General features: G+C 39.2%; 14 protein-coding genes. 2 read left to right on the forward strand and 12 right to left on the reverse strand.

What is annotated here, in order from left to right; genetic code table 11:
* Positions 1–42: 42 nt before the first annotated feature.
* The 10 genes from EYS08_RS00360 to EYS08_RS00405 all read right to left on the reverse strand — a co-directional run bounded on the left by EYS08_RS00360 (position 43) and on the right by EYS08_RS00405 (position 17,777).
* Positions 43–1,926: an alpha-amylase family glycosyl hydrolase gene (locus tag EYS08_RS00360; protein ID WP_131027892.1), complete on the reverse strand. Its 1,884-nt coding sequence runs from the start codon at positions 1,924–1,926 to the stop codon at positions 43–45.
* 201 nt (positions 1,927–2,127) lie between these two features.
* Entirely contained in the window at positions 2,128–3,504 is a 1,377-nt protein-coding gene (locus EYS08_RS00365; protein ID WP_131027893.1) for an MFS transporter, read from the reverse strand.
* A 118-nt stretch (positions 3,505–3,622) separates the two neighbouring features.
* A complete protein-coding gene (locus tag EYS08_RS00370; protein ID WP_131027894.1) occupies positions 3,623–5,305 on the reverse strand; it encodes an alpha-amylase family protein in 1,683 nt (560 codons plus the stop codon).
* Between the two features lie 206 nt (positions 5,306–5,511).
* Positions 5,512–7,830, reverse strand: a complete 2,319-nt coding sequence (locus EYS08_RS00375) for a glycoside hydrolase family 65 protein (RefSeq protein WP_131027895.1) — start codon at positions 7,828–7,830, stop codon at positions 5,512–5,514.
* A 101-nt stretch (positions 7,831–7,931) separates the two neighbouring features.
* Positions 7,932–8,630: a beta-phosphoglucomutase gene (pgmB, locus tag EYS08_RS00380; RefSeq protein ID WP_131027896.1), complete on the reverse strand. Its 699-nt coding sequence runs from the start codon at positions 8,628–8,630 to the stop codon at positions 7,932–7,934.
* Positions 8,631–8,720: 90 nt separating this feature from the next.
* Entirely contained in the window at positions 8,721–10,655 is a 1,935-nt protein-coding gene (locus tag EYS08_RS00385; RefSeq protein WP_131027897.1) for a glycoside hydrolase family 13 protein, read from the reverse strand.
* Between the two features lie 73 nt (positions 10,656–10,728).
* Complete coding sequence (locus EYS08_RS00390) at positions 10,729–11,727, reverse strand: SusE domain-containing protein (RefSeq protein WP_131027898.1); 999 nt, start codon at positions 11,725–11,727, stop codon at positions 10,729–10,731.
* 12 nt (positions 11,728–11,739) lie between these two features.
* Entirely contained in the window at positions 11,740–13,344 is a 1,605-nt protein-coding gene (locus tag EYS08_RS00395; protein WP_131027899.1) for a RagB/SusD family nutrient uptake outer membrane protein, read from the reverse strand.
* Between the two features lie 13 nt (positions 13,345–13,357).
* Entirely contained in the window at positions 13,358–16,330 is a 2,973-nt protein-coding gene (locus EYS08_RS00400; RefSeq protein WP_131027900.1) for a SusC/RagA family TonB-linked outer membrane protein, read from the reverse strand.
* Positions 16,331–16,763: 433 nt separating this feature from the next.
* On the reverse strand, positions 16,764–17,777 hold the full coding sequence (locus EYS08_RS00405; protein ID WP_131027901.1) for a LacI family DNA-binding transcriptional regulator: 1,014 nt from the start codon (positions 17,775–17,777) through the stop codon (positions 16,764–16,766).
* A 282-nt stretch (positions 17,778–18,059) separates the two neighbouring features.
* On the opposite strand from EYS08_RS00405, the gene EYS08_RS00410 reads away from it, so the two are divergent.
* Positions 18,060–18,419, forward strand: a complete 360-nt coding sequence (locus EYS08_RS00410; protein WP_131027902.1) for a response regulator — start codon at positions 18,060–18,062, stop codon at positions 18,417–18,419.
* A gap of 182 nt (positions 18,420–18,601) precedes the next feature.
* Here the strand turns inward: EYS08_RS00410 and EYS08_RS00415 are convergent, their stop codons facing one another.
* Positions 18,602–18,955 carry a DUF6717 family protein gene (locus EYS08_RS00415; protein WP_131027903.1) on the reverse strand — a complete coding sequence of 118 codons (354 nt, stop codon included), beginning with the start codon at positions 18,953–18,955 and terminating at the stop codon, positions 18,602–18,604.
* Between the two features lie 65 nt (positions 18,956–19,020).
* On the opposite strand from EYS08_RS00415, the gene dinB reads away from it, so the two are divergent.
* Positions 19,021–20,121: a DNA polymerase IV gene (dinB, locus tag EYS08_RS00420; protein WP_131027904.1), complete on the forward strand. Its 1,101-nt coding sequence runs from the start codon at positions 19,021–19,023 to the stop codon at positions 20,119–20,121.
* Between the two features lie 500 nt (positions 20,122–20,621).
* On the opposite strand, the gene EYS08_RS00425 is transcribed toward dinB, so the two are convergent.
* Positions 20,622–23,096 carry a glutaminase family protein gene (locus EYS08_RS00425; RefSeq protein ID WP_131027905.1) on the reverse strand — a complete coding sequence of 825 codons (2,475 nt, stop codon included), beginning with the start codon at positions 23,094–23,096 and terminating at the stop codon, positions 20,622–20,624.
* Between the last annotated feature and the right edge of the window lie 217 nt (positions 23,097–23,313).

Below are 23,313 nucleotides of genomic sequence, written 5' to 3' on the forward strand. Positions count from 1 at the left end.
GCAATATTAACTAAAAACAACAAGATTATTACGCGCTGATTTTTACTTTAAAGCTGTTTTACTGAAAATGTGATATTCTCCAGGCGCTAAAGTGCTGTTATAGCTATTTGATGAAAGGTTAATGCTGCCTCCAAGGGCATCGACCCAGTTACCTGATGCACCAAAATCAATATTGGCGGTCTGGCTCACCACATCGAAATTACCAACCACTACAACCGTATTAGTGCCTTCGGTTAACTTAATGTACTTAATTCCACCAGCAAGGTTATAAGTTGAGTTGGCTGAATTAAAAATGCTGTTGTTCTTTTTCAATCTGATAAATTTAGCGTAAGCATCATACAAAACTTTACGGCTCGGATCGGTGTAATAATCCCATTTAATCGGTTTTTCACCAGTTCTTCCATTAAAATCGATACTTATATCATAACCCAGTTCTCCAAACTGCCAGATCATTTTTGGTCCGGGGATACTAAACAAAAATGCAGCTGATAACTCTTCTCTTTTTAATGAAGTGGCTAAATTTCCTTTAATTACATAACTACCTGAAGCATTTCCATAGGTAATATTCTTAAAGTTTAATCGCTCTTCGTCATGACTTTCGCCATATCCAACCAAGTTCTCTGACTTGGCAAACCCATGATTGGCATAAAAACCCCACTGAAAATTAGAATTATCTAACCAACCCATGGTCGCTTCGTTCATGTTGTAATTCATGTTGTTCCAGAGCATTATTCCTTCATCAGCCAAAACCTTTTCTTCTGATTCTTCGGCAAAGTGCTCCAAAATCACATAAAAATTAGGATCTAAACTTTTGATAAAACCATTATAGTCTTTCCAAATTGCAATCCGCCCGGCATCGTACAATCTAAACTGGTCGTCATTAGTTGACGATTTCTGTGTAAATCCTTTCGACAGATCGAAACGGAAACCATCAATTTTATACTGCTGCATCCAAAACTTCATTACATCTCTCGAGAACTTTTTAGTAGCCAAACTTTCATGGTTAAAATCATACCCCACATTAAATGGATGTTTTGCATCAACATTAAACCATGGACTAGCACTGATTGGTTTTGATCCATCGAAATACAATTGCACCATTGGCGATTGACCGAAAGAATGGTTCAACACCATATCCATAATCACGGCAATGCCACGGCCATGGCATTCATCAATAAAATTTTGTAGCGCGGTTTTAGTTCCATAATATTTATCGGGTGCAAAATAAAACGACGGATTGTAGCCCCAGCTTAAATTACCTTCGAATTCGTTTACCGGCATCAGCTCAATTGCATTAATACCTAAACCGATCAGATAATCGAGTTTGGCCAGTGTTGAGGCGTAGTTATGATCGGTGGTAAAATCGCGAACGAGCAATTCGTAAATGACCAGGTTATCTTTAGCCGGACGGGAAAAACTGGTGTTTTTCCAGCTATAAGTTGGCTGATTGGCCTGCATTACACTCACAATGCCTGTTGTTTTACCGGTTGGATAGGCTTTTAAATTTGGATACGTTGCAGCAGTAATATATTTATCGTTGTCAGGATCGAGTATTTTCTCGCAGTAAGGATCGGCAACTTTTAAGTTTCCATCTACATAAAACTGATAGGCATATTCTGTATTGGGGTTTAAATTATCTACTTGAAACCACCAATAATTTCCATCTGGTGTATTTTTCATGGCTAACGTTGTGGTAGACCAATCGTTAAACTCGCCAATTAGCGAAATTGATTTTTTGCCCGGAGCATATAATGTTACAATAGCCGAAGTTCCGTTGTTGATAAATACCACACCATCTTTGGCCCCGGCAGGTAAAGCTGCTGTTTGATTTGTTGGCGTTGGTTCTATGCCACCATCTGTTGATGCTTTTTTACAGGCGATATTAAACGATACTACCAATAGTAATAGATAAATTATTTTTTTCATTTGGTTAGATTATTATTGGTTTTACCACAGAGAACACCGAGTTTTCCACCGAGAAGATGATATCTTATACCAACGCTGTGCCCTCTGCGCATTTACTCTATGTACTCGGTGGTTATTTTCTACCTCCTCGGTCTGTGGGACACAGACCGAAATGTTGTTAGTGGTCTGTGTCCCACAGACCACGGAATAACCATGGGTTTATTATATCGATCTATTTTCTTCTAACCCAAGTTTAGAAGCCAAGACTTCATCCGTTTTCTTTGGTTCGCGGATAAATACATAACAGATTACAGCAGCCAGAATCATTAAACCTCCACCCAACTGAACAGCTAGAAGCCTATCGTTATTTAATACATTGCGCATTAACCAGCCGAAACCTAACGACGCGATAATCTCTGGCAATACAATAAAAAAGTTGAAAATGCCCATGTAGATCCCGATTTTATCTTTGGGTAAAGAACCGCTTAACATGGCATAAGGCATAGAAAGAATACTGGCCCAAGCTATACCAACTCCTGTCATACAGAGATAAAGCATATTCTTATCATGTACCCATGCTACGCTGATTAAGCCAATAGCCCCGCACATTAAACACAAGGCATGTGTGGTTTTTCTTCCCAATGCATCGGCAATTTTAGGCAGAACCAATGCAAAAAGAAAAGTAATAACGCTATAGTAAGCAAGGGTTAAACTTCCAAAATCTGCACCATGTGCATAAACCGGATCTGCAGCATCTTTACCACCAAAAACATTTACGGCAACCGCTGTGGTATAATAAAACCACATTAAAAACAAACCTGGCCAGGTAAAAAACTGAACCAACGAAACAATCTGCATTCTTTTAGGCATATTGCTTAAGGCATGAAAAATTTCCCTGGCACCGCCACCAAAACCTTTATTGCTTTCTTTTACTTTTTCTTTAAAATCCACATCCTGCGGAGGGTATTCTTTAGTGGTAAAAACCGTCCATAATACGGCAGCGAAGAAGAAAAAAGCGCCAATATAAAAAGAGAACTTTACGTTTTCGGGAATACTGCCCTGCTCTGCCGTATTGGTTAAATGGAAAATATTATTCATAAGCCATGGCAATGCTGAGGCTACACTTCCACCTAAACCGATCATCATACTCTGCATAATAAAACCGCGGTTAACCTGGCTATCGGGCAATTTATCGGTAACAAAAGCACGAAAAGGTTCCATTGCAATGTTTCCAAAAACATCCAGAATCCAAAGTAAACCAGCGGCCATCCATAATACACTGCTGTGCGGCATAAAAATTAACGCAATACTGCTTACAATAGCACCGATCAAAAAATAAGGTCTTCTTCTACCCCATTTTGGATGCCAGGTACGGTCGCTCAGGTAACCAATAATCGGCTGTACCAATAAGCCGGTTAAGGGCGCGGCCAAAAACAATAATGGAACCTGATCGGGATTGGCACCCAGGTTTTCGTAAATACGGCCCATGTTTGCACGCTGTAAATCCCAACCGAACTGAATCCCAAAAAAACCAACACTCATGTTTATGATCTGTACGAGTGTTAATTTCGGGTTCTCGAATATTGTTTTTAAGCTCATTGTATTTGGTTTAGTGTTTTACCACCGAGGGCACCGAGTTGTACACACAGTATACCGAGCTCTAATATACTTGGTGTTTCTCTGTGCTTTTACTTTGTGTTCTCTGTGGTTAATTATCTTAAAATTCAATCACCTGTGCACTAACGGGTGCAAGGGTTATGGGTATGCTTGTTCCGGCGGGGATATTTAATTTTCTGTCTGTTAACAGATCTGTAACCGGAGATGAATGTTTAACTTTTAAAATCTGATCGGGGATTTCGATATTGGCGGTTAAGGTTTGTGTCCGATCAAAATTGGCCACTATCAATAAACGCTGTTTGCCAGAGTAACGGATAAAAGCATACATGCGGTTATTCATATTCCCTGTAACAGGTACCTCATAAATTTCACCATTCATTATAGCATCGCTCGTTGATGTAACTTTTAATAACTGTTGATAATAAGCGCGTAATTTTTGCTCGTTTTCACTTAATTGTTTACCATCAAAAGCGCCATTATTCATCCATTTCTGGTGGCTTGGAACACCCCAATAATCGAAAATAGTGGTTCTGTTGTCGTCACCGCCAAATCCTTCCTGACCTTTTCCAGGTTCACCAACTTCCTGACCGAAATAAAGCATTACCGGACCCGAGCCCAATGTTGCCGAAACAACCATTGCAGGTAAAGCGAGTTCGGCTTTCCCTGCAAATCCTGCTGATGCAATGCGCTCTTCATCATGGTTTTCTAAAAAGTGCAACATGTGTTTGCCAAAACCAGCACTCTCTACCTGCCATACGTGTTTAATCGCAGCCACATCTGCAGTTGGTTCATTCCTGATCAGTTTTTTAAGTCCATCGTACAAACCCACTTTATCATACAGGTAATCGAATTTACCTTCGTCTAAATATTGTTTGTAAACTTTTGGATTGTAGGCTTCTCCGATAAAAATCAAATCAGGATTGACATTTTTAACCTGTGGAATTACCCAGCTCCAGAAAGCAATAGGTACCATTTCGGCCATATCACATCTAAAACCATCCACTCCTTTATTGGTCCAATAGGTTAAAATATCACGCATTTTCAACCACACCGGCGGTATGGGATCGAAATACTGCTTTTCACCGTTCTGATAATCTACGCCGTAATTCAGCTTAATGGTTTCGTACCAGTCGTCGTATTTAGGCTGTGCAGAAAACACATTGTTACCAGTGGCTTTTGCAGGGTTTTCATTGAACTTACCATCCTGTAAAATAGAAATTGGAGTTTGCTTTGCTCCACTTGTTGGCACGGCAAATGGCTGACCTGGGTTATAATAAAAATCGTTGCTGGCACTAAAAGCTTTGGTTACATCATCCTCAGCACCAAAATCGATTACATTTTTTGGTTTTGCATAAGAGTGGTAACTTCTGGCTACGTGATTGGGCACAAAATCGATCAGCACTTTTAAGTTTTTGGCATGTGTTCTTTTCACCAGCGCTTCAAACTCCTTAATCCTGTTTTTAACATCAACAGCCAGATCGGGATCTACATCGTAATAATCGCGGATGGCATAAGGCGAGCCCGCTCTACCCTTTACCACATCGGCATCATCAGGTTTAATCCCATAGGCAGAATAATCGGTTAAACTCGCATGGGCAAGTACACCGGTATACCAAACATAATTTACGCTGAGTTCTTTTATACCATCTAAGGCTTTATCGGTAATATCGTTAAACTTACCGGAACCGTTCTGTTCTATGGTACCATAAGGAATATTTGTGCTGTTTTTATTCCCAAATAATCTGGGCAATACCTGATAAATAACGATCTGTTTATCGCTCATTTTTGTACGCTGTTTTTGTGCAAAGGATGATAATGAAATAAGTAAAAAGAAAACATAAAATATGCAGGTCCTCCCCCTGCCCTTCCGATGTAAAATCGGAGTAGACACTCCCAAGGGGGACAAAAACAGAGCTGAAAAGCTTTTTTCAATTGTGGAAGATTGAGATTTTAACCCTCTACCCTCAGCCTTTAAACCCTCTACCTTTCTCATACCAACGCTGCGTTATTTACTTCAATTTCGGTATTTCCGGCCAATTTATAAAACTGGTTTCTGATACCGATTTCCAAATCAATGGCTGCATTGTTTTTAATGCTGATGCCGTTCTCGGTGATATTGATTTTTAAGGTAGTTCCCCTAAAGCCAATTGTAAACGAAAAAGATTTCCATTTGCCGGGCAAGAAAGGATTAAACTGCAATTTACCATCACGCACACGCATGCCCGCAAAGCCTTCAACCACACTCATCCAGGTTCCTGCCATCGAAGTGATATGCAAGCCATCTTCTGTATCGTTGTTGTAATCATCGAGATCTAAACGCGCGGTACGTAAATAGAATTCGTATGCACGTGCTTCGTCATTTAATTTTGCTGCTAAAATACTGTGTACGCAAGGCGATAATGAACTTTCGTGCACAGTACGTGGCTCATAAAAATCGAAGTTGCGTTTCAATGTATCCAAATCGTAATCTTCTTCAAAGAAATATAATCCCTGTAATACATCGGCCTGTTTAATGAAACATGAGCGCAAAATCCTGTCCCAGCTCCATTTTTGATTAATTGGACGTTCGCTGGCGGGGAGATCTTTCACCAAAGTTTGTTCCTTATCTAAATATCCATCCTGTTGTAAGAAAATACCCAATTTTTCATCATGCGGATAATACATTTTCGCGATGATATCGGCCCAATCGGTAAATTCCTTTTGATCGAAATTTAAGCTTTTTAACAGGCTGTTGTATTTTTCAGGCTGCTGTATTTTCACAATTCCGGCAGCTTCAGTTGCATATTTCATACACCAGGCAGCCAAAATATTGGTGTACCAGTTGTTGTTTACATTGTTTTCATATTCATTTGGTCCGGTTACCCCAAGCATTACATACTGCTGCTTATCGTTGCTCCAGTTAACGCGTTGTTTCCAGAAACGGGCAATACCGATCAATACTTCTAAACCAAAATCAGACAGGTAGCTTTCATCACCAGTATAGCGGATGTAATTGAAAATGGCAAAAGCAATGGCGCCATTACGGTGTATCTCTTCGAAGGTAATTTCCCATTCATTGTGGCATTCCTCACCATTCATCGTTACCATAGGATACAATGCAGCACCGTCTTTAAAACCTAATTTTGCTGCATTTTCAATCGCTTTATCCAATTGCTTATGGCGATATACCAACAGGTTTTTGCTCACTTCCTGCGGAGCAGTTGCCAGATAAAACGGCACACAATAAGCCTCTGTATCCCAATAGGTTGAGCCACCGTATTTTTCGCCCGTAAAACCCTTCGGACCAATGTTCAATCGGTCATCTTTACCTGTATAAGTTTGAAAAAGCTGAAAAATATTGAAGCGGATGGCCTGTTGAGCCGAAACATCACCTTCGATAATGATGTCGCTTTCTTCCCACTTGCTCGCCCAGGCTTCAGTTTGTTCTTTTAACAAGGTATCGAATCCTTTAGCAGAAGCTTTGGCAATTACCGATTTTGTTTCTTTTAAAAGTGATTCTTTCGGGTAATTTTCTGAAGATAAATTCGCTGCGATTTTAACCAAAGTGATCTCTTCGTTCGCTTTTACCTCAAGGAAAAAAGTTTGTCCCACAAATTTCTCTTTGCGGACAGCCTCAGGGTTGATGTCTAATTTCTCCGCATTTTTATACAGTTCAATATTACTTCCGGTACAAACCTCAAATTCAGTTTTCTTAGTTCTTAATTTAATGTAGGCTTCCGTCCCCGAAATTTCATCTGCAATTTTATCCCAGAATTTTTCGTCGTAGTTACTGTCCTGATTTTTAACATCACCATCAATAAAAGGCGTTAGTGTTAATCTGCCGTCAAAATTTAACGACGTAATGCTATAACGGATGGCGCTAATTTCATCATCAGCGATGCTGCAAAAACGGGTTGATTTAACTTTTAGGATTTTACCACTTTTTAACTTTGCCGTGAAGGTACGCTCGAGGTATCCGGCATGCATATTTAGCACACGCTTGAAATCGCCTACTTCAGCTGTTGCCAGATCAAGGATTTCCTCATCTATTTTTACTTCGATACCTACCCAGTTAGCCGCGTTCAATACTTTTGCAAAATATTCTGGATACCCGTTTTTCCACCATCCCACACGGGTTTTATCTGGATAATAAACACCTGCAACATAATTCCCAAGTAAGGTTTCTCCCGTGTAAGTTTCTTCGAAATTGGCGCGCTGGCCCATACGGCCATTACCCAAGCTGAAAATACTTTCTGAAATTTTATTTAAATGTGGATCAAAGCCTTCTTCGATAATATTCCACTCATCTGCTTTAATGTAATTTTTCATAATTGAGTATTGAGTAGCGAGTAACTAGTATTAAGTAATTAGTATCGTGTATCAAGATAAATTCACTACTTGATACATTCTACTCTATACTTGATACTCCTTTACAACGTCTCTAAATCTTTAACTGTTAATTTGTCTAATCCGCTTACTACCACATCTGCCTGGGTAAGCACACTTTTTTCACCGATACCGATGGCTTTCATTCCGCCTCTTTTTGCAGCTTCTACGCCAGCAACAGCATCTTCAAAAACTACACATTCATCAGGTTTAAAACCTAAAAGTTCGGCCCCTTTTAAAAATACTTCAGGGTCGGGTTTTGATTTGGTTACCATGTTTCCGTCAACTATTTCATCGAAGAAATGAGCAAGATCTGTTTTCTCTAAAATAATTCCTGAGTTTTTACTTGCCGAGCCCAATGCCAATTTGTAACCTGCTTTGTGAATGGCTGTTAAGAAATCAACCGTTCCAGGCAAAACTTCGGCCGGTGTCATTTTAGTAATCATATCTACATACCAGCTATTTTTTAAACTGGCGAGTTCTTCTTTTTCAGCATCGGTTTTTTCTACAGCACCCCAAACGAGAATCTTATTTAAACTTTCTACTCTGCTAACGCCTTTCAACTGCTCGTTCTGCTCTTCTGTAAAATCGAAACCCATGGTATTGGCCAAACGTTTCCAGGCTTTATAATGGTAAACTGCAGTATCTACAAGTACGCCATCTAAATCGAAAAGACAGGCCTTTATTGAGGCTGAAGGCGTAAGGTTGAAGGTAGAAGGTTCTATATGACTATTATTTTGCATCTTTATTATAATTTTAAGTACGTATCAGGTTTCAAGGCGTAACTTTTTTTGGAAATTGGCAATTACCTTCCGCCTTAAAGCCTCAACCTTCTACCTTAATTCGAGCACCAAAGTGATCTTGGCTGGCACTTTGATGTTTTTAAAATCGATGTTTTCGCTGGTAATTACATTTTTAGCAGTTGTAATACCTTTTGTTCTTTCGGCAAAGCGATCAGTATTTAATGTTTTTTCTTTTTCAGTATTGTTTACAATAACCATTACTGTGCCTTTTGGTTCGGCATTGTAGCGGAAATAAACATAAATATCATCCTGTGGAACAAACTGCATCAATTTACCGGTTTGTAATGCTGCGCTGTTTTTGCGGAAATTGGCCAAGGTTTTAACAAAGTTGAAGGCTTCGTTTTCTTTGCCTGTACGGCCATCGGCAATAAATTTGTTTTTTTTATCACCTTCCCAGCCGCCAGGAAAATCGGAACGGATTAAACCATCTGGGTTGGAAAAGTTTTTCATTAAAATTTCTGTTCCGTAATACATTTCAGGAATGCCCCGCATGGTTAAGAGAATGCTCATTCCCATTTTGTATTTATCGAAATCTTCGCCAACCATCGAATAGAATCGGCTCATATCGTGGTTGTCTAAAAAGATGCAATTGGTATTTGGGTTTTTATACAGGAAATCGTGGGCCAATGTTGCGTACAAACGGTTAATTCCGTCTACCCAACCATTTTTGCCGTTTATTCCTTCGTAAATTGCATCTTTTAAAGTGGCATCGGTAATGCCCTGTAAGTGTGTATCAAAACCGCGGTTAACGGTATTGCCACCTGTAAAAAAGGCTTGGTTCGCCACAGCAGTTACCAGTGTTTCGCCAAAAACAGATAAGTGCGGGAATTCTGCCTGAACTTTTAATGCCCAATCGGCCATATAAACCGGGTCGTTATATCCGTAAGTATCTAAACGTAAACCATCAATACCAGCATATTCGATCCACCAGATGTGGTTTTGGGTCAGATAGTTCTGCACATAGGGATTGGTTTGGTTTAAATCGGGCATTGAAGGCACAAACCAACCATCCAACATCTGTTTACGATCTGCCGCAGATGCATGCACATCCATCACGGTCTGATCGCGGTAACTCGTTTGTGTGTATTTAGGCCATTGGTTTAGCCAGCTTTTCATTGGTAAATCTTTATAAAACCAATGTTGCGTACCAATATGGTTGTGTACAATATCTTTAATCACTTTTAATCCTTTGGCATGAGCAATCTCTACATACTTTTTGTAAAGTGCATTCGTACCATAACGGGGGTCTATTTTATAATGATCGGTTACTGCGTAGCCATGGTAAGAAGCCTGTGGCATATCATTTTCTACTTCTGGAGTCATCCAAACTGTAGTTACACCTAAATCCTTCAGGTAATCGAGGTGGTTAATTACGCCCTGAATATCACCACCATGACGGTAATACATACTATCGCGGTTTATTGCTGTTTCGGTTAAACCCTGAACCACATCGTTGCTTTTATCGCCGTTCGAAAAACGATCGGGCATAAGCAGATAAATAAAATCTTTGTCGGTTACGCCCTGAATTCTGCCCGCACTTTGATCGCGGTTTTTTAATTCGTAGGTGTAAGTAAATATTTTTTTTCCGTTAACGGTAAAGTTAATCGGGAATTTTCCGGGTTTAGCTGTCGGAACAATTGTTAAATCGAGGAATAAATAATTCGGGTTTTCAACTTTGTTAACCTTAACGAGCTTAATCCCTGGATAAGTTAAGGCCACTGTGGTATTGGCAATATTATCGCCGTGCACCAGCAATTGTAATTTAGGATTTTGCATTCCCGCGTACCAGAACATGGGCTCTACGCGCTCCAGCTTTTGGGCAAAGAGATTGATACTGCTAAACAGTACAATAAGGGTAATCAATATTTTTTTAAATCCCTGCAAATTTGCTTGGCTTTTAGTTTGAGCATTAAAGGAAGAATAAATAACGGAAGGAAAGGGAGAAGAGGTAGGCGATTTTATCATGCTAAAACTTTTTAATGATTATAAAATTCCTGCAGAGATCAAAAGATCTCGACAGGAATAGTTTAGTTAATGATTAATTTTTAACCATAGTATATGATCCGGTTTTACCATCAGCATTAACCGTTAAGGTTAAGGTGTAGGTTCCGGCTTCGGTTACCATGATATCAGCTCCATTGTTGCCAATACTGGTTGTCCAATCGTGGTTTAATCTGAATTTAAAAGCTCCGGCGGTTAAAGCGATTTTAGCTTGCCAGGTACCTTTTCCATCGTTAATAAATTTTAAATCGGTATCTACCGCCCAGTTACTGCCAGGAATTGCATTACCAATAACAGACCAATAGTCGGCTTTTGCAATGGTGTAAGTTTTCTTATTTAAATCAACTGTTAATAGTTTGAACTCTGCAGATACTGAACTGATATCGCCACCAGAGGTGCTAATTGTACCTCCACCTCCATCACCATAAGCTACATCCCATTTTTTTTCTGGAGTAATTTTGAATGGGCTACCATCAAACTTGATGATTCCGGTATAAACGCCATTACTGGTTAAGGATACCAAACTATCAGCTGTTGCCGGGTTCCAGCCCTGATAGTTACCAGGTACATAAATCCAGGCTGATGCTAAATATGGCGTAGCTGTTAAAGTAATTACATTTGAATAAGTCATCGCGTTTGCCGCAGCACCTGATTTCAACCTTACTTCTACCTGGGCTGATGTACCGATGGTTGCACCAAGGGCTAGCATCATGGTATTAAAATCGTTAACAGTTGGCGAATATGAAGTTGTACTGATTACATACTCTTTAGGTGAAGAAAAGTTTTTTCCCTTCACATCAAACTGAATGGTTGATGTTACCGGTACAGCGTAGCCAGTAACCGTTGATGCAGGAAATGTTAAGGTTAACGCTGGCTTAGTTCCGTTTGCCTGTACCAAGCTTAAGCTAGTAGCCGATGCGGTAAGTGTACCTGCAGGACTAATATTCGAAACAGTCTGCGTTTCGTCCTTTTTGCAAGACCAAAGCGATACGGCTAAACAGCACACCGCTAAGGATTTAAATAATAATGATTTCATATGCGATGAAGATTAATAACCAGTGTTTTGAACCAGATTCGGATTTGCGATTAAATCAGCATTTGGAATCGGATATAGATTACGGTAAGCTGGTAAACTAGTGCCAGCTTTTACTCCACCTTTAAACGGCCATAAATAAGTAGCTCCGGCAAATTTGCCATAACGGATTAAATCGGTACGACGGTGACCTTCCCAATATAGCTCACGACCTCTTTCATCTAAATAAAAATCAGTTGTTAAAGCTGCAGTAGTAACGTTACCGCTAGTATTGCCATAAGCTCTTTGACGTAACCTATTTACGTAAGTTAAAGCATCTGTTACATTACCGCCCGAACCGCCTCTGGCCACCGCTTCTCCATATATAAGATACTGTTCTGCCAAACGGAAAAGGGCAAAATCCAAAGAACTGAATGTTCCATTTAAAGATGCAGGAGTAGTACCACCTGATGTTACATTTTTAAACTTCGTAACCTTTAAACCATCATTAGGATCTGAAATGGCATCTATTGTTGCTTTCGGGCCAACAAAAACCCCACGTTTATCAATAGATCCAGTGGTATTTGGAAATAAGGCAGGCAAATTCTGACGGGTACGGTTACCGGCCCAACCACCATTCGGTACACCATACTCACCCGCTATCATACCTGCAGCATCAGCTGATGCGTAAATTGCTGCATTGATCAGGAAAGTGGTACCTCCATAATTCGTTCCGCTCACACCATCATAATTGATAGTCAATATATTTTCAGTGTTTCCAATATTATTATCGGCTTTAAATAGATTGGCGTAACTCGGATTTAAAGTATAACTGGACGCAATAACTTTGCTCGAATAGGTAATCGCTTCTGTATATTTTGCAGTACCGGCATAAACCTGAGCATTTAAATATAACCTGGCCAATAATGCCCAATCTGCACCTTTATCCGCACGGCCATACTCATTAGCACGAGGCTCGGCCAGGTCGCTTTCTATAGCTTTTAATTCTGATTCAATATAGGTAAACAATGCTGCACGCTGAATCTGTTTAGGGTTAACCTTTCCAATTTCGTCAGCTTCAGTTACAAATGGCGGATTTCCAAATGCATCTAACAATACCCAATATTGGTAAGCACGTAAGAAACGGGCTTCTGCACGGTAACGTGCAACATTAGTTGCATCAGCCCCGGTAATATTACGTGAAGCCAGTTTATCGGCAGTGCTTTGGCGTAAATAATCGTTAACCAAGGTAATCTGCGAGATACTACGCGAGTATAATCCTCTTAAAAACTGGTTATCGGTAGACCAGGTAGCATTATCCAATTCGGGAATACCTGTATCGCCCCAATTACATACGGCCTCATCTGTTACCAATTCTTGTGAGGTCCAAAATAACCTTAAAAAATCTGCGAAACCAGCGTTTAAGCCCCCAACATCACTGTTATCTGAGCCCGATGGACTTGTTAATCCATAATTTGCATATAACCTCACCAACTGTTGTTTGTAACCTGCAGGTGTAGCGTAAGCAATATCTGCTGTTACATCGTTGGTTGGTGTTAGATTTAATGCGTGTTTTTTGCATGCGTTTAATGATAGCACTAAAACCGCCGATGCCAATAATATTTTAAATGAGCTTTTCATTTTATTTCTTCTATTAAAAACCAACGTTTAAACCTAGTGTGTATGTTCTTGGTCGTGGATACAGGTTATAATCGATACCTGTAGCTAATTCTGGATCAAGACCTTTGTATTTGGTTACAACGAAAACATTCTGACAGTTTGCCGAAATTCTCATGGTTGTTGTTCCATCTTTAGATAGTTTGCCAATGTTATAGGCTAACCCTAAATTATCCATTTTCAGAAAGGATGCATTCTTGATATAGTAATCGCTTAGGTATTGTGTATTGGTAAAACCGGTATTCAATATATCGCTGCTGGCATTATTAAGAATACCCACAGTACTCAAAAGGTTAGAATTGACACCAAAGTTCGAACTCACGTTATCATAAACGTAATTCCCTAAACTGGCTCTTAAAACCGTATTAATGCTCCATTTTTTGTAAGTAAACGCGGTATTGAAACCAAAAGTGAATTGAGGATCTGGCGATTTATAGAAATACTGATCATCAGTTGTGATGGTACCATCACCATTTAAATCCTGATAAACACCTTCCAATGGCTTCCCGCTTGCATCATATACCTGTTTGTACACAAAATACGATTGGGGAATCTGGTTAACTGCATTGTATTTTAAGTGGATTCCGGTTCCTCCAGAGATATCACCAGCATCGATTTTAAATCCAGAATTTGGGTTCAAGGTTAAATTGGTCACATTTCTTTTGTTATAAGATGCATTTACACCAAAATCCCAAGTGGTATTTTCAGTTTTAATGGCCGTAAAATTTAAGCTTACTTCAGCGCCTTTAACATCCATATTACCCACGTTCGTAACCAGTTCATTGCTAAAGTTAGTTCCTACCGGAATGGTAATCTTGCTTAATAAATCGGCAGTTTTTTTGTAATAAACATCAATACTACCATATAATCTTCCACCTAAAAATCCATAATCTAAACCTGCATTATAAGTAGTAGTGGTTTCCCATCTCAAATCGGGATCATATCCCGCTGGGGCATAATAATTGTAAAAAGTATTGCCAATCTGATATTGACCGGTATTGCTGCTGGCATAATATTTAGCGATGTAATTGTAGTTACCAATATCAGCACCGTCTTTATTACCTGTTTCGCCATAACTTAATCTCAATTTCAGATCAGAAAGCACTTTGCTGTCTTTAAGGAAATTTTCCCCTATAATTCTCCAGGTAAAACCTACTGAAGGGAAATATCCCCAACGGTTGTTTTCTGCAAATTTTGAAGAAGCATCGGCACGCATGGTGGCCGATAGGATATATTTTTCAGCAAGCGTATAGTTAAATCTTCCGTAGTAAGAAAGCATTTTATTACGTTCTACTGAAAATGGGAAAACCGGAGTAACTATTGGTGCACCTAAACCAGTGTAGTTGGTAAAGTTATAACCGGTGGTGGCAATATCGTAATAACCGTAACCAGCAGTTACATCAAATCTACTTTTAATGCTTTCTACCGTATGTGCATAGTTTAGATAGAACTCAGAAAATTTATCCGCTGATGTTTTTAATGCCCTTGAAAATGAGCCATTTGTTGCCGCAGATTGTGCTGCATAAGTTGGAACTGCAATGCTACCATAACCTTTAGATACATCGTAACCAAGATTTAAGTTGGCATGTAATTCTGGTAAAAAGTGAAATGAGTAATCGAATTTAGCGTTACCCACGCTTCGCGCAGCATTACCGTTATTATCCTGTAATCTAATTAATGCAACAGGGTTACGTGGTGCATTTGGGTTTGGAACCATTGCACTTCCTGTACCTTGTGTCCATTCGAAATAGTTACCGTATTTATTGTCTGCATAAATTGGCTGCGTTGGATCGAACTGAATGGCTGAGTTAATTGCACCCGCATTTGCAAAATGCGAATCGGTTAGCGATCCTTTTAAGTTTAAATCGATCTTTAAATGATCTTTAAACAACCTTGGCGACAAGGTAATTGAACCTGTTCCACGTTTTAATTTATCGGTAATCAATAAACCATCCTGATCTAAGTAACCTGCAGAAACACGGTAAGGCACTCCTTTAAATGAACCTGCTATACTCAGGTTATTGTCAGAGGTAAATGCATTCTGATAAATGGCATCCTGCCAATCGGTATTTGCCGTTCCCAACAAAGCTTTTTGCGTAGCGTTTCCGTTTGCATTAACATAGGCACGAACCTGATCAGCAGAAAGTACATCTACTTTTCTGGCAACCATTGCAATGGAGTTATTGGTACTGAAGTTTATTACAGGTGCACCAGAACCACCTTTTTTAGTGGTGATTAAAATTACACCGTTTGATGCCCTTGAACCATAAATAGCTGTTGCATTTGCATCTTTCAGTACGGTAAAGGTTTCTATATCGTTCGGATTGATTAAACTTAACGGACTTGGTGCATTATCAATGGTATTACCGCTAAATGGCACACCATCAATTACGATTAATGGATCGTTACTGGCATTAAGTGATGCTCCGCCACGGATACGGATCTGGCTACCTACTCCAGGTTGACCGCTGTTAGAGATGATATTCACCCCTGCTACCTTACCCTGAATTAATTGCTCAGGTGTTGTGATCGCGCCTTTTTGAAAATCTTTCGAATTTACTGTGGTAATAGATCCGGTTAGGTTTTTCTTTTCTGCAGTACCATAACCGATTACCACAACTTCGTTCAGTTTTTGTGCATCGGGTACCAATTGAAAATTAACAGTAGCATTTGCTGAAATGCTTACGGCTTTATCAAGGGTTTGATAACCGACAAAACTTGCAGAAAGTGTTATCGAACCATTCGATAAACCTGCTAGTTTATAATTACCATTCTCATCAGTCGATGTACTTCTTGTAGTTCCTTTTACAACTACAGAAGCACCGGGTAATGGTAGGCCGGTTTCATCAAGCACTTTACCAGACACTGATCCGGTTTGTGCTTTTACCATTAATGCTGAAAAAACCAACAGCACCAAAAGCCCCTGTTTTAACAGGTAAAATACTCTCATATTTGAAGCTCGTTTAAGTATAAAAATTTGGTTAAATATTATAGTGATTTACACATAGGCCTAATTTACAGCTGTTAATGATATTTCAAAATTTATTTAAAAAATATATTTCGGGTAGAAATTGTAGCGGGAAAATCAACATAAAAATCAGCTTTTCGCTGCTATTAAAAATCTACAATAAATAATTTTCAAATTTTTAATATGTTGATAATCAATAAATTAAAAGTTATAAATTTTAATTTAAAGTGTAATTATTACACTAAGTCATTTTTTAAGCTTTTTTCGGGAACGTTCCCGAAAAAATCAACTCAAAATTCACCTATATTTCGGGAACGTTCCCGAAAATCGGTCGAAATTCCGCGTATTTTACACTAAGTGACGAAATTTTTTGAAAATTTTAAGCTAAAAAACACCCCATTTTTATGGGCTTTTTTTACCCGTTTAGGGTCGAATTCCGCATGATAATTTTAGACTCTAAAACCACCTCATTTGGCAGGTTCTTATCGGCATGACCATCTAAAATAGTAAACAATAATTTAGCCGCTTCCTCCCCTATTTCGGTAGCGGGTTGTGTAATGGTAGTGAGTGAGGGATTTAACAAAGGAGCAATTTCCAAACTGGAGAAACTGATCACCTTTAAATCTTTGGGGATGTTGATATTGAGATCGTAACAAGCATAGTAAGTAGCAAAGGCCAAACGTTCTACAGAGGTAAAAACACCATCAGGTTTCAATTGCGTTAACGCCTCTTTAATGATAATGCTATTTTCTTCGTAACTGTTGCTGCAATCCACAATCAGATTTTCTTCGAAAGGAATCTGATGTTTGGCCAATGCATCAAGATAGCCCTGCATACGGGTTTTACCTATAGATAAACTTTTATTAACCACCAGATAGGCAATTCTACTGCATCCCTGCTCTATTAAATGTTCTGTTGCCAGAAAACTGCTGTTGTAATCATTTGTAATTACCCTTGGGGTATCAATGTCTTCGTAAATCCGATCGAAAAACACCAAAGGCAGTCTTTTACTGCCAAATTTATTGAGGTAATTATGATCGTTGGCTTCTCCCGAAACCGACATTACAATGCCATCGGCCCTACCATTGTGCAAGTGGCGGATAAAAGTTACTTCTTTTTTATAATCATCATCCGTTACGTAAATCAGAATATGGTAGCCATTTTCTCTCGCTACGCGTTCAATACCGTGAATGGCCTGTGAGAAATAATTATTGGCCAGTTCGGGAACAATAACGGCAATAGTTTTACTTTTCTGTTCTCTTAAATTACTGGCGTAATGGTTGGGCTGGTAGTTTAATTCTTTTGCTTTGGCTAGTATACGTGCTTTGGTGGCACCATTAATGTCACTATTATCCCTAAAAGCCCTCGAAATTGTAGAAGTAGATAAATTTAAAGCTTCTGCTAACTTCTTAATATTAATACTATCCATTTTTGGCTATTAAACCCAATTAATTTTGAATAAACGCTGTAAATATAAAATATTAATGCACGAATATCTGCCATGTAAAATAATTTATCAGTTAATTCACTATTATGGGAATAACAGCCACACTTTATCAATTGACATTAGTCAATATTTACTATAAAATTCTTTAAATAAATATTCGTTTTTTTTAAAACAAAAAGCATCTTTACCGCATTAATAACTATACGCTTTTAATCATCTCATTTACCGGTTGCAAAACAAAACCAGATGAAATAAAATTAAAAAATGGGAAATAAGAAAATACTCATCGCCGATGATGACGAAGGAATTGTTGATGCTGTAACGATGATTTTAGAAGTGATGGGTTATGATGTTGAATTTACGTATGATGGCGGAGCAGTGATAGATGCGGTAAAAAACAAACCAGATCTGATTTTGCTCGATATCTGGATGAGCGGACATGATGGCAGGGATATATGCAAACAGCTTAAAAATGACCCTCAATTTAAGGAAATCCCTATTTTAATGATCTCGGCCAGTAGAGACATCAGACAATCTGCGCTGGATGCCGGTGCCAATGATTTTATGGAAAAACCATTCGAGATGGATTCATTACTTAATAAAGTAGAGGTATTGTTGGATTAGATAAAGGTAAGGCATAAGGTTTAGGATGTATGGCTTTCCGAAGCGATCCTCATCCCGACTGACGCGTAGCGAAATGAAGAGATCCATAACAGATTTTGCTTCGCAGAGCCTTCGGGTTCTCGACTGCGTTACACTCCGCTCGAAATGACGAACTTTAGGAATAATATTCGTAATGATCACACTTAACCAATCTCCCTAAAATAAATCCGTTCAGGCAATTGCTTAAAAACAAACTCCGTTACATGGCAAAGCCAAAGTTTATGGTTCTTAAATTCTCCCCTAAATTTTTCTAACAGGTAGTCGCCACCACCGCCCAAATTCTCTTCGCGAGCATAAACAAGATCTAAAATTTCGGCATTTTTAATAGGTGCATCAGCCATCAGTAATTTGCATTCGTCCCCGGCAATCGCTATCCAGTTCAATAATTCATCGGCACCTTCTACCATTTGCAAATCAGCTATATCTCCGCCCCATTCGGGTATATCGGCATACCATTCGTGCTTTGCATTTTTATAAAAACGAATTGCTCTCTCCATATTTTGTAAAGAAAAAAAATCTAGATCAATAATCCTGATAAAAATCACGAAATTTAGATCATTGCATGTCTGATTCAACTCTACCGGTTTTAAGAAAAATAATTCATATCGATATGGATGCTTTTTATGCATCTGTAGAGCAACGCGATTTTCCTGAATACCGGGGAAAGCCCTTAGTGGTTGGTGGCAAGCCCGACAGTCGTGGTGTGGTTTCTACAGCCAGTTACGAAGCACGGCAATATGGAATCCGCTCTGCAATGTCGTCGAGTAAAGCTTACCAGCTTTGCCCGACAGCCATTTTCGTATACCCCCGTTTTGATGCCTATACCGCGGTTTCGAAAGCGCTTAGGGAAATTTTTAGTCGGTATACTGATATTATAGAACCCCTTTCGTTAGATGAGGCTTACCTTGATGTAACGGAAGACAAGCTCGGAATTGGATCGGCTATTGACATTGCACAATCGATTAAAGATGCCATTAAAAATGAGTTAAACTTAACGGCTTCGGCAGGCGTATCAATCAATAAATTTGTGGCTAAAGTAGCTTCAGATATGAACAAACCGGATGGTTTAACTTTTATCGGACCATCAAAGATTGAAGCTTTTATGGAAAAACTCCCGGTAGAAAAATTCTTTGGAGTTGGTAAAGTTACCGGAGCCAAAATGAAGGCCATGCAGATTAATACAGGTGCAGATTTAAAAAAATTGACAGAAGCACAGCTTATTGCCCAATTCGGAAAATCGGGAAGATTTTATTATAAAATTGTTCGTGGTATTGATGATCGCCCCGTTCAGTCGAATCGTGAAACCAAATCAGTTGGTGCAGAAGATACCTTTTCGGAAGATACCAATGAAGATTCGGTGATGCACGATCTGCTAAAACAGATCAGTGAAACGGTGGCCAAACGTTTGGAAAAATATCAGCTAAGCGGAAAAACGGTAACCTTAAAAATCAAGTTCGCCGATTTTAAACTGATCACCCGCAGCCGATCCTTTGCTACACCGATTAACAAAGCTGAAGTGATTTATGCTGAAGCCATTAAACTTCTAGAAGAGGCAGCCATCGGAGCAACACAGGTGAGACTTTTAGGCATTACCTTATCGCGGTTTTATGATGATGTGGAGATACAAAAGCCAGAAAGTAATCAATTGGAGTTTGAGTTTTGATGAAAACATAAGCGCATGGCAAGGATAAAACACTAATTTCCATTTGAAGCGCAATACCTGTACTAAACAGACAGTTTCTTCCCGTTTTACGCTTATACGCTTCGCTTCCTCGTACCTCGTTGCTGCAGGGTAACACTTCAACCGGGGCTAGGTGGCTAAGGCAGTATTTCATTTTCGGGGTTGCAGGGTGCAGAAACCTTTGTGCCTAAACCCGACAGCAGCGGCAGCATCCGATTCTTCTATCGGAGCTATAGCAAATGGCGGGACGGAGAACCTCCAAGAACCACGGGCCAATCATTTCCCAATTTTAATAGATCTCTTTCACAATTTGGCATCCTATTTCTGTCGGTGAGACACCAACAGATAGGATAAATGATTGACCCGCTTGAGTACATGAACTGTGTCTATTTGGTCTGTGGACACAGACCAAGGAGAAGGGGAATAAAAAAGGCCCCGCAACACTGCAGAGCCTTCGATTGTTAATTTTAAAGGGTAAGGTTTTATTTGCCAGCTAATTTATCGGCAAGCATTTTCATGTAAAAACCGCCCACTACACTCCGGGCTTTAAAGTTATCGCGGATACCGGTATTTGAATCGTAAAAATCGTTCAAAGGCACTCTCGATTCGGTTTCGATAGCATGCCTGTAAACTGGATGAACCAAAGCCTCGAATTCTCTTTGTGTTGGTGCAAAAGTAGCGGTCCACAAGATCCAGTCATTTTTAGTGTAGGCCTTTCTGCTATCCAACGGAATACCGTATCTGTTTTGTTTAGTCAGGTAATATTTGGTTTCGGTTTCGTATATCTTTTGTGGAAACAGGTTTAACTTTAAAACTTTATCCCAAACCAGATTATACTTCTGGCTCCATGTATTTTTATTATCAAAAGTTAAGGCGTAGTGATCGCCAGCATCGGCCATTTCTATCCATTTTGGCACCATACTTTCGGCAATAGCCCTATATTTCTTGGCCACATCATCATAACCTAAAGTTTGTGCCATCTGGGCATAACAAGCAATACCTACAATTGCTTTTACCGATAAGTTGGCATTACGGGCCAGGTGACCAGCAAAATCATCAGTACATAACTGCGTTTTTGGATCTAAGCCCTCTTTGGTTAAATAATCAACCCAAGTAGTTAAGGTTTTCCAATGTGTTTTGGCGTAATTGGCATTTCCCTGTGCTTTGGCAATTGCTGCAGTTAAAATAATCATGTTACCCGATTCTTCTACCGGCATTGGCTCGCCATAAGTTTGCCCGTTTGCTAACGGATAAGTTCCCAGATCGTGGGCTGCCCAAGGGTGAGGATACTTTCCACTTTCGCTGAAATAGAAAATACCATTCAACATGCCCTGTAACAGCTCAGGATTATAAATCAGGTACAATGGTGCTGACGGGTAAGTTACATCAACAGTATTAATAAAACCACCACTGTTGTTTTCTTTAGATAACCATAAAATTTCACCTTGCGGGCTCTTTACCAAAGTATGCGCCGCAATGCTCTGGCGGTAACCTAAAACACATAAATCGGCATATTCTTTACCGCCTGATTTTAAGGCATCGGCATACAAAGTTTTGTTAAAAGCTTCACACTTCTGAATCACAGTTTTGTACTCATCAGACGCAGCGGTTAGTTGTGCTTCGATGGTTTCTTTACCTGAGGTGTTCCACCATGGCCTTAAATTTTTATTGAAGTATTGAACAGAATAAATTTCATCGTAGCCCAGTTCAACATATTTTTCTACCGCAGCTTTACCTACTGTTCCAAAAGGGATAACGGTATTCAGTGCGAGCATTTTGCCCTGTTTAGCGGTTGAAGCCGAATTGCTTTTTCTAAAAGCATCGGCAGCATCTTTTTCGGCTGTTACAAACTGGATGGCATTGCTTGTTTTTGGCGCAGCCACATAAAAGTACCCCCAATCAATACGCATATCGTCACTTGCTTTTTGAAGAACTGGCTGCTCAACCGTACCTGTTTTTAATAATGATAATTTAGCGGTGCTGTATTTGCTTGCTGTAACTTCTTGCGTAGGGCGGTAAACCGCAATGTTTGATGATGCACTGAGATATACTTTTACCTGGTGCGTTTTACCATCATTTGCTTTTACCTGATAGGAAACATAAGAAACCGGGCGGGCAAATAACCCTAAATCGTTCATTAACAAAGGAGAGGTAAAAGTTAATTTTAAATCGATCTTACCGCAGGTAAAGTTATAAATGGTTTGTGTGGCATTAATATCAACACTTTTTTGTTTAGCCAGCTGCACTTTTTCGGCATTGTCTTTTAGCTTTTCTACTAAACCAAAATCGAGGAAACGGCCGCCAGCAGTATTAATCAGGTGAATGGCAATTACATTCGATCCGGCTTTTAAGGCACTTTTATCGCTATTGCTTAAAGCAATATATTGGAAATTATTAGTCCAGCCTTCTTTGGTATAGATTTTCTTCCCGTTTAGGTAAACCTCAATATTATCATCGTGGTTTATCTTTAAAAACAGTTCGTTTATTGATGCCGGGTTAGTTACATTAAAGGTTCTTCTTATCCAGATATCGTGCGATTTCCACAATGTTTTCACATTTTTGGCATCATCTCCTATTGGTGCATTACCTGTTTGCCAGCTGCTGGCGGTATAGTTTGCAGCCTTCCAATCGCCCTGAGGTTCGGTTTCTGTATATTTTACTTCGTAACCTTTTTCATCTGAAGCAGGTATAACCGTTTTGTAGGTAGTGGTTTCTTTACCTAAAAAGCGATAAATGCCACCATCAACATTAATCATTCCTAAAAGAGAGTGATCGGCTCCTGTCCAATGTTGGGTAGCAGATTCGTTTAGCTTATCCGTGTTAGACCAAATACTAAAATAGGTATTGTGGGTAATTAAGGGATAAGCTGGTGCCTTTCGCTCTTGTGCTTTTAGCAAGCCGCCTACAAACATGCAGCACAGTATGCCTAAAAATTTTAAAGTGTTGGTTTTGTTCATAATTTGTGTGTGTATTGAAATCTGATTTATATTATGGTTAGATTTAACGCTTAGTTAAACGTTTTACTAATGTATAAAATATAATTTAATTTTTGCAAGAGAGCCTTAATTTTTAATTGTCTAAGTGACATTTAAAACAGGATCTAAAGAAGTCAAGTTTTAACAACCATAATGCCAGGAAAACTTGACTTCTTTTATTAAAAAAGAAAAATAAGTC

Source organism: Pedobacter kyonggii (assembly GCF_004310665.1).
Lineage (GTDB): Bacteria > Bacteroidota > Bacteroidia > Sphingobacteriales > Sphingobacteriaceae > Pedobacter > Pedobacter kyonggii.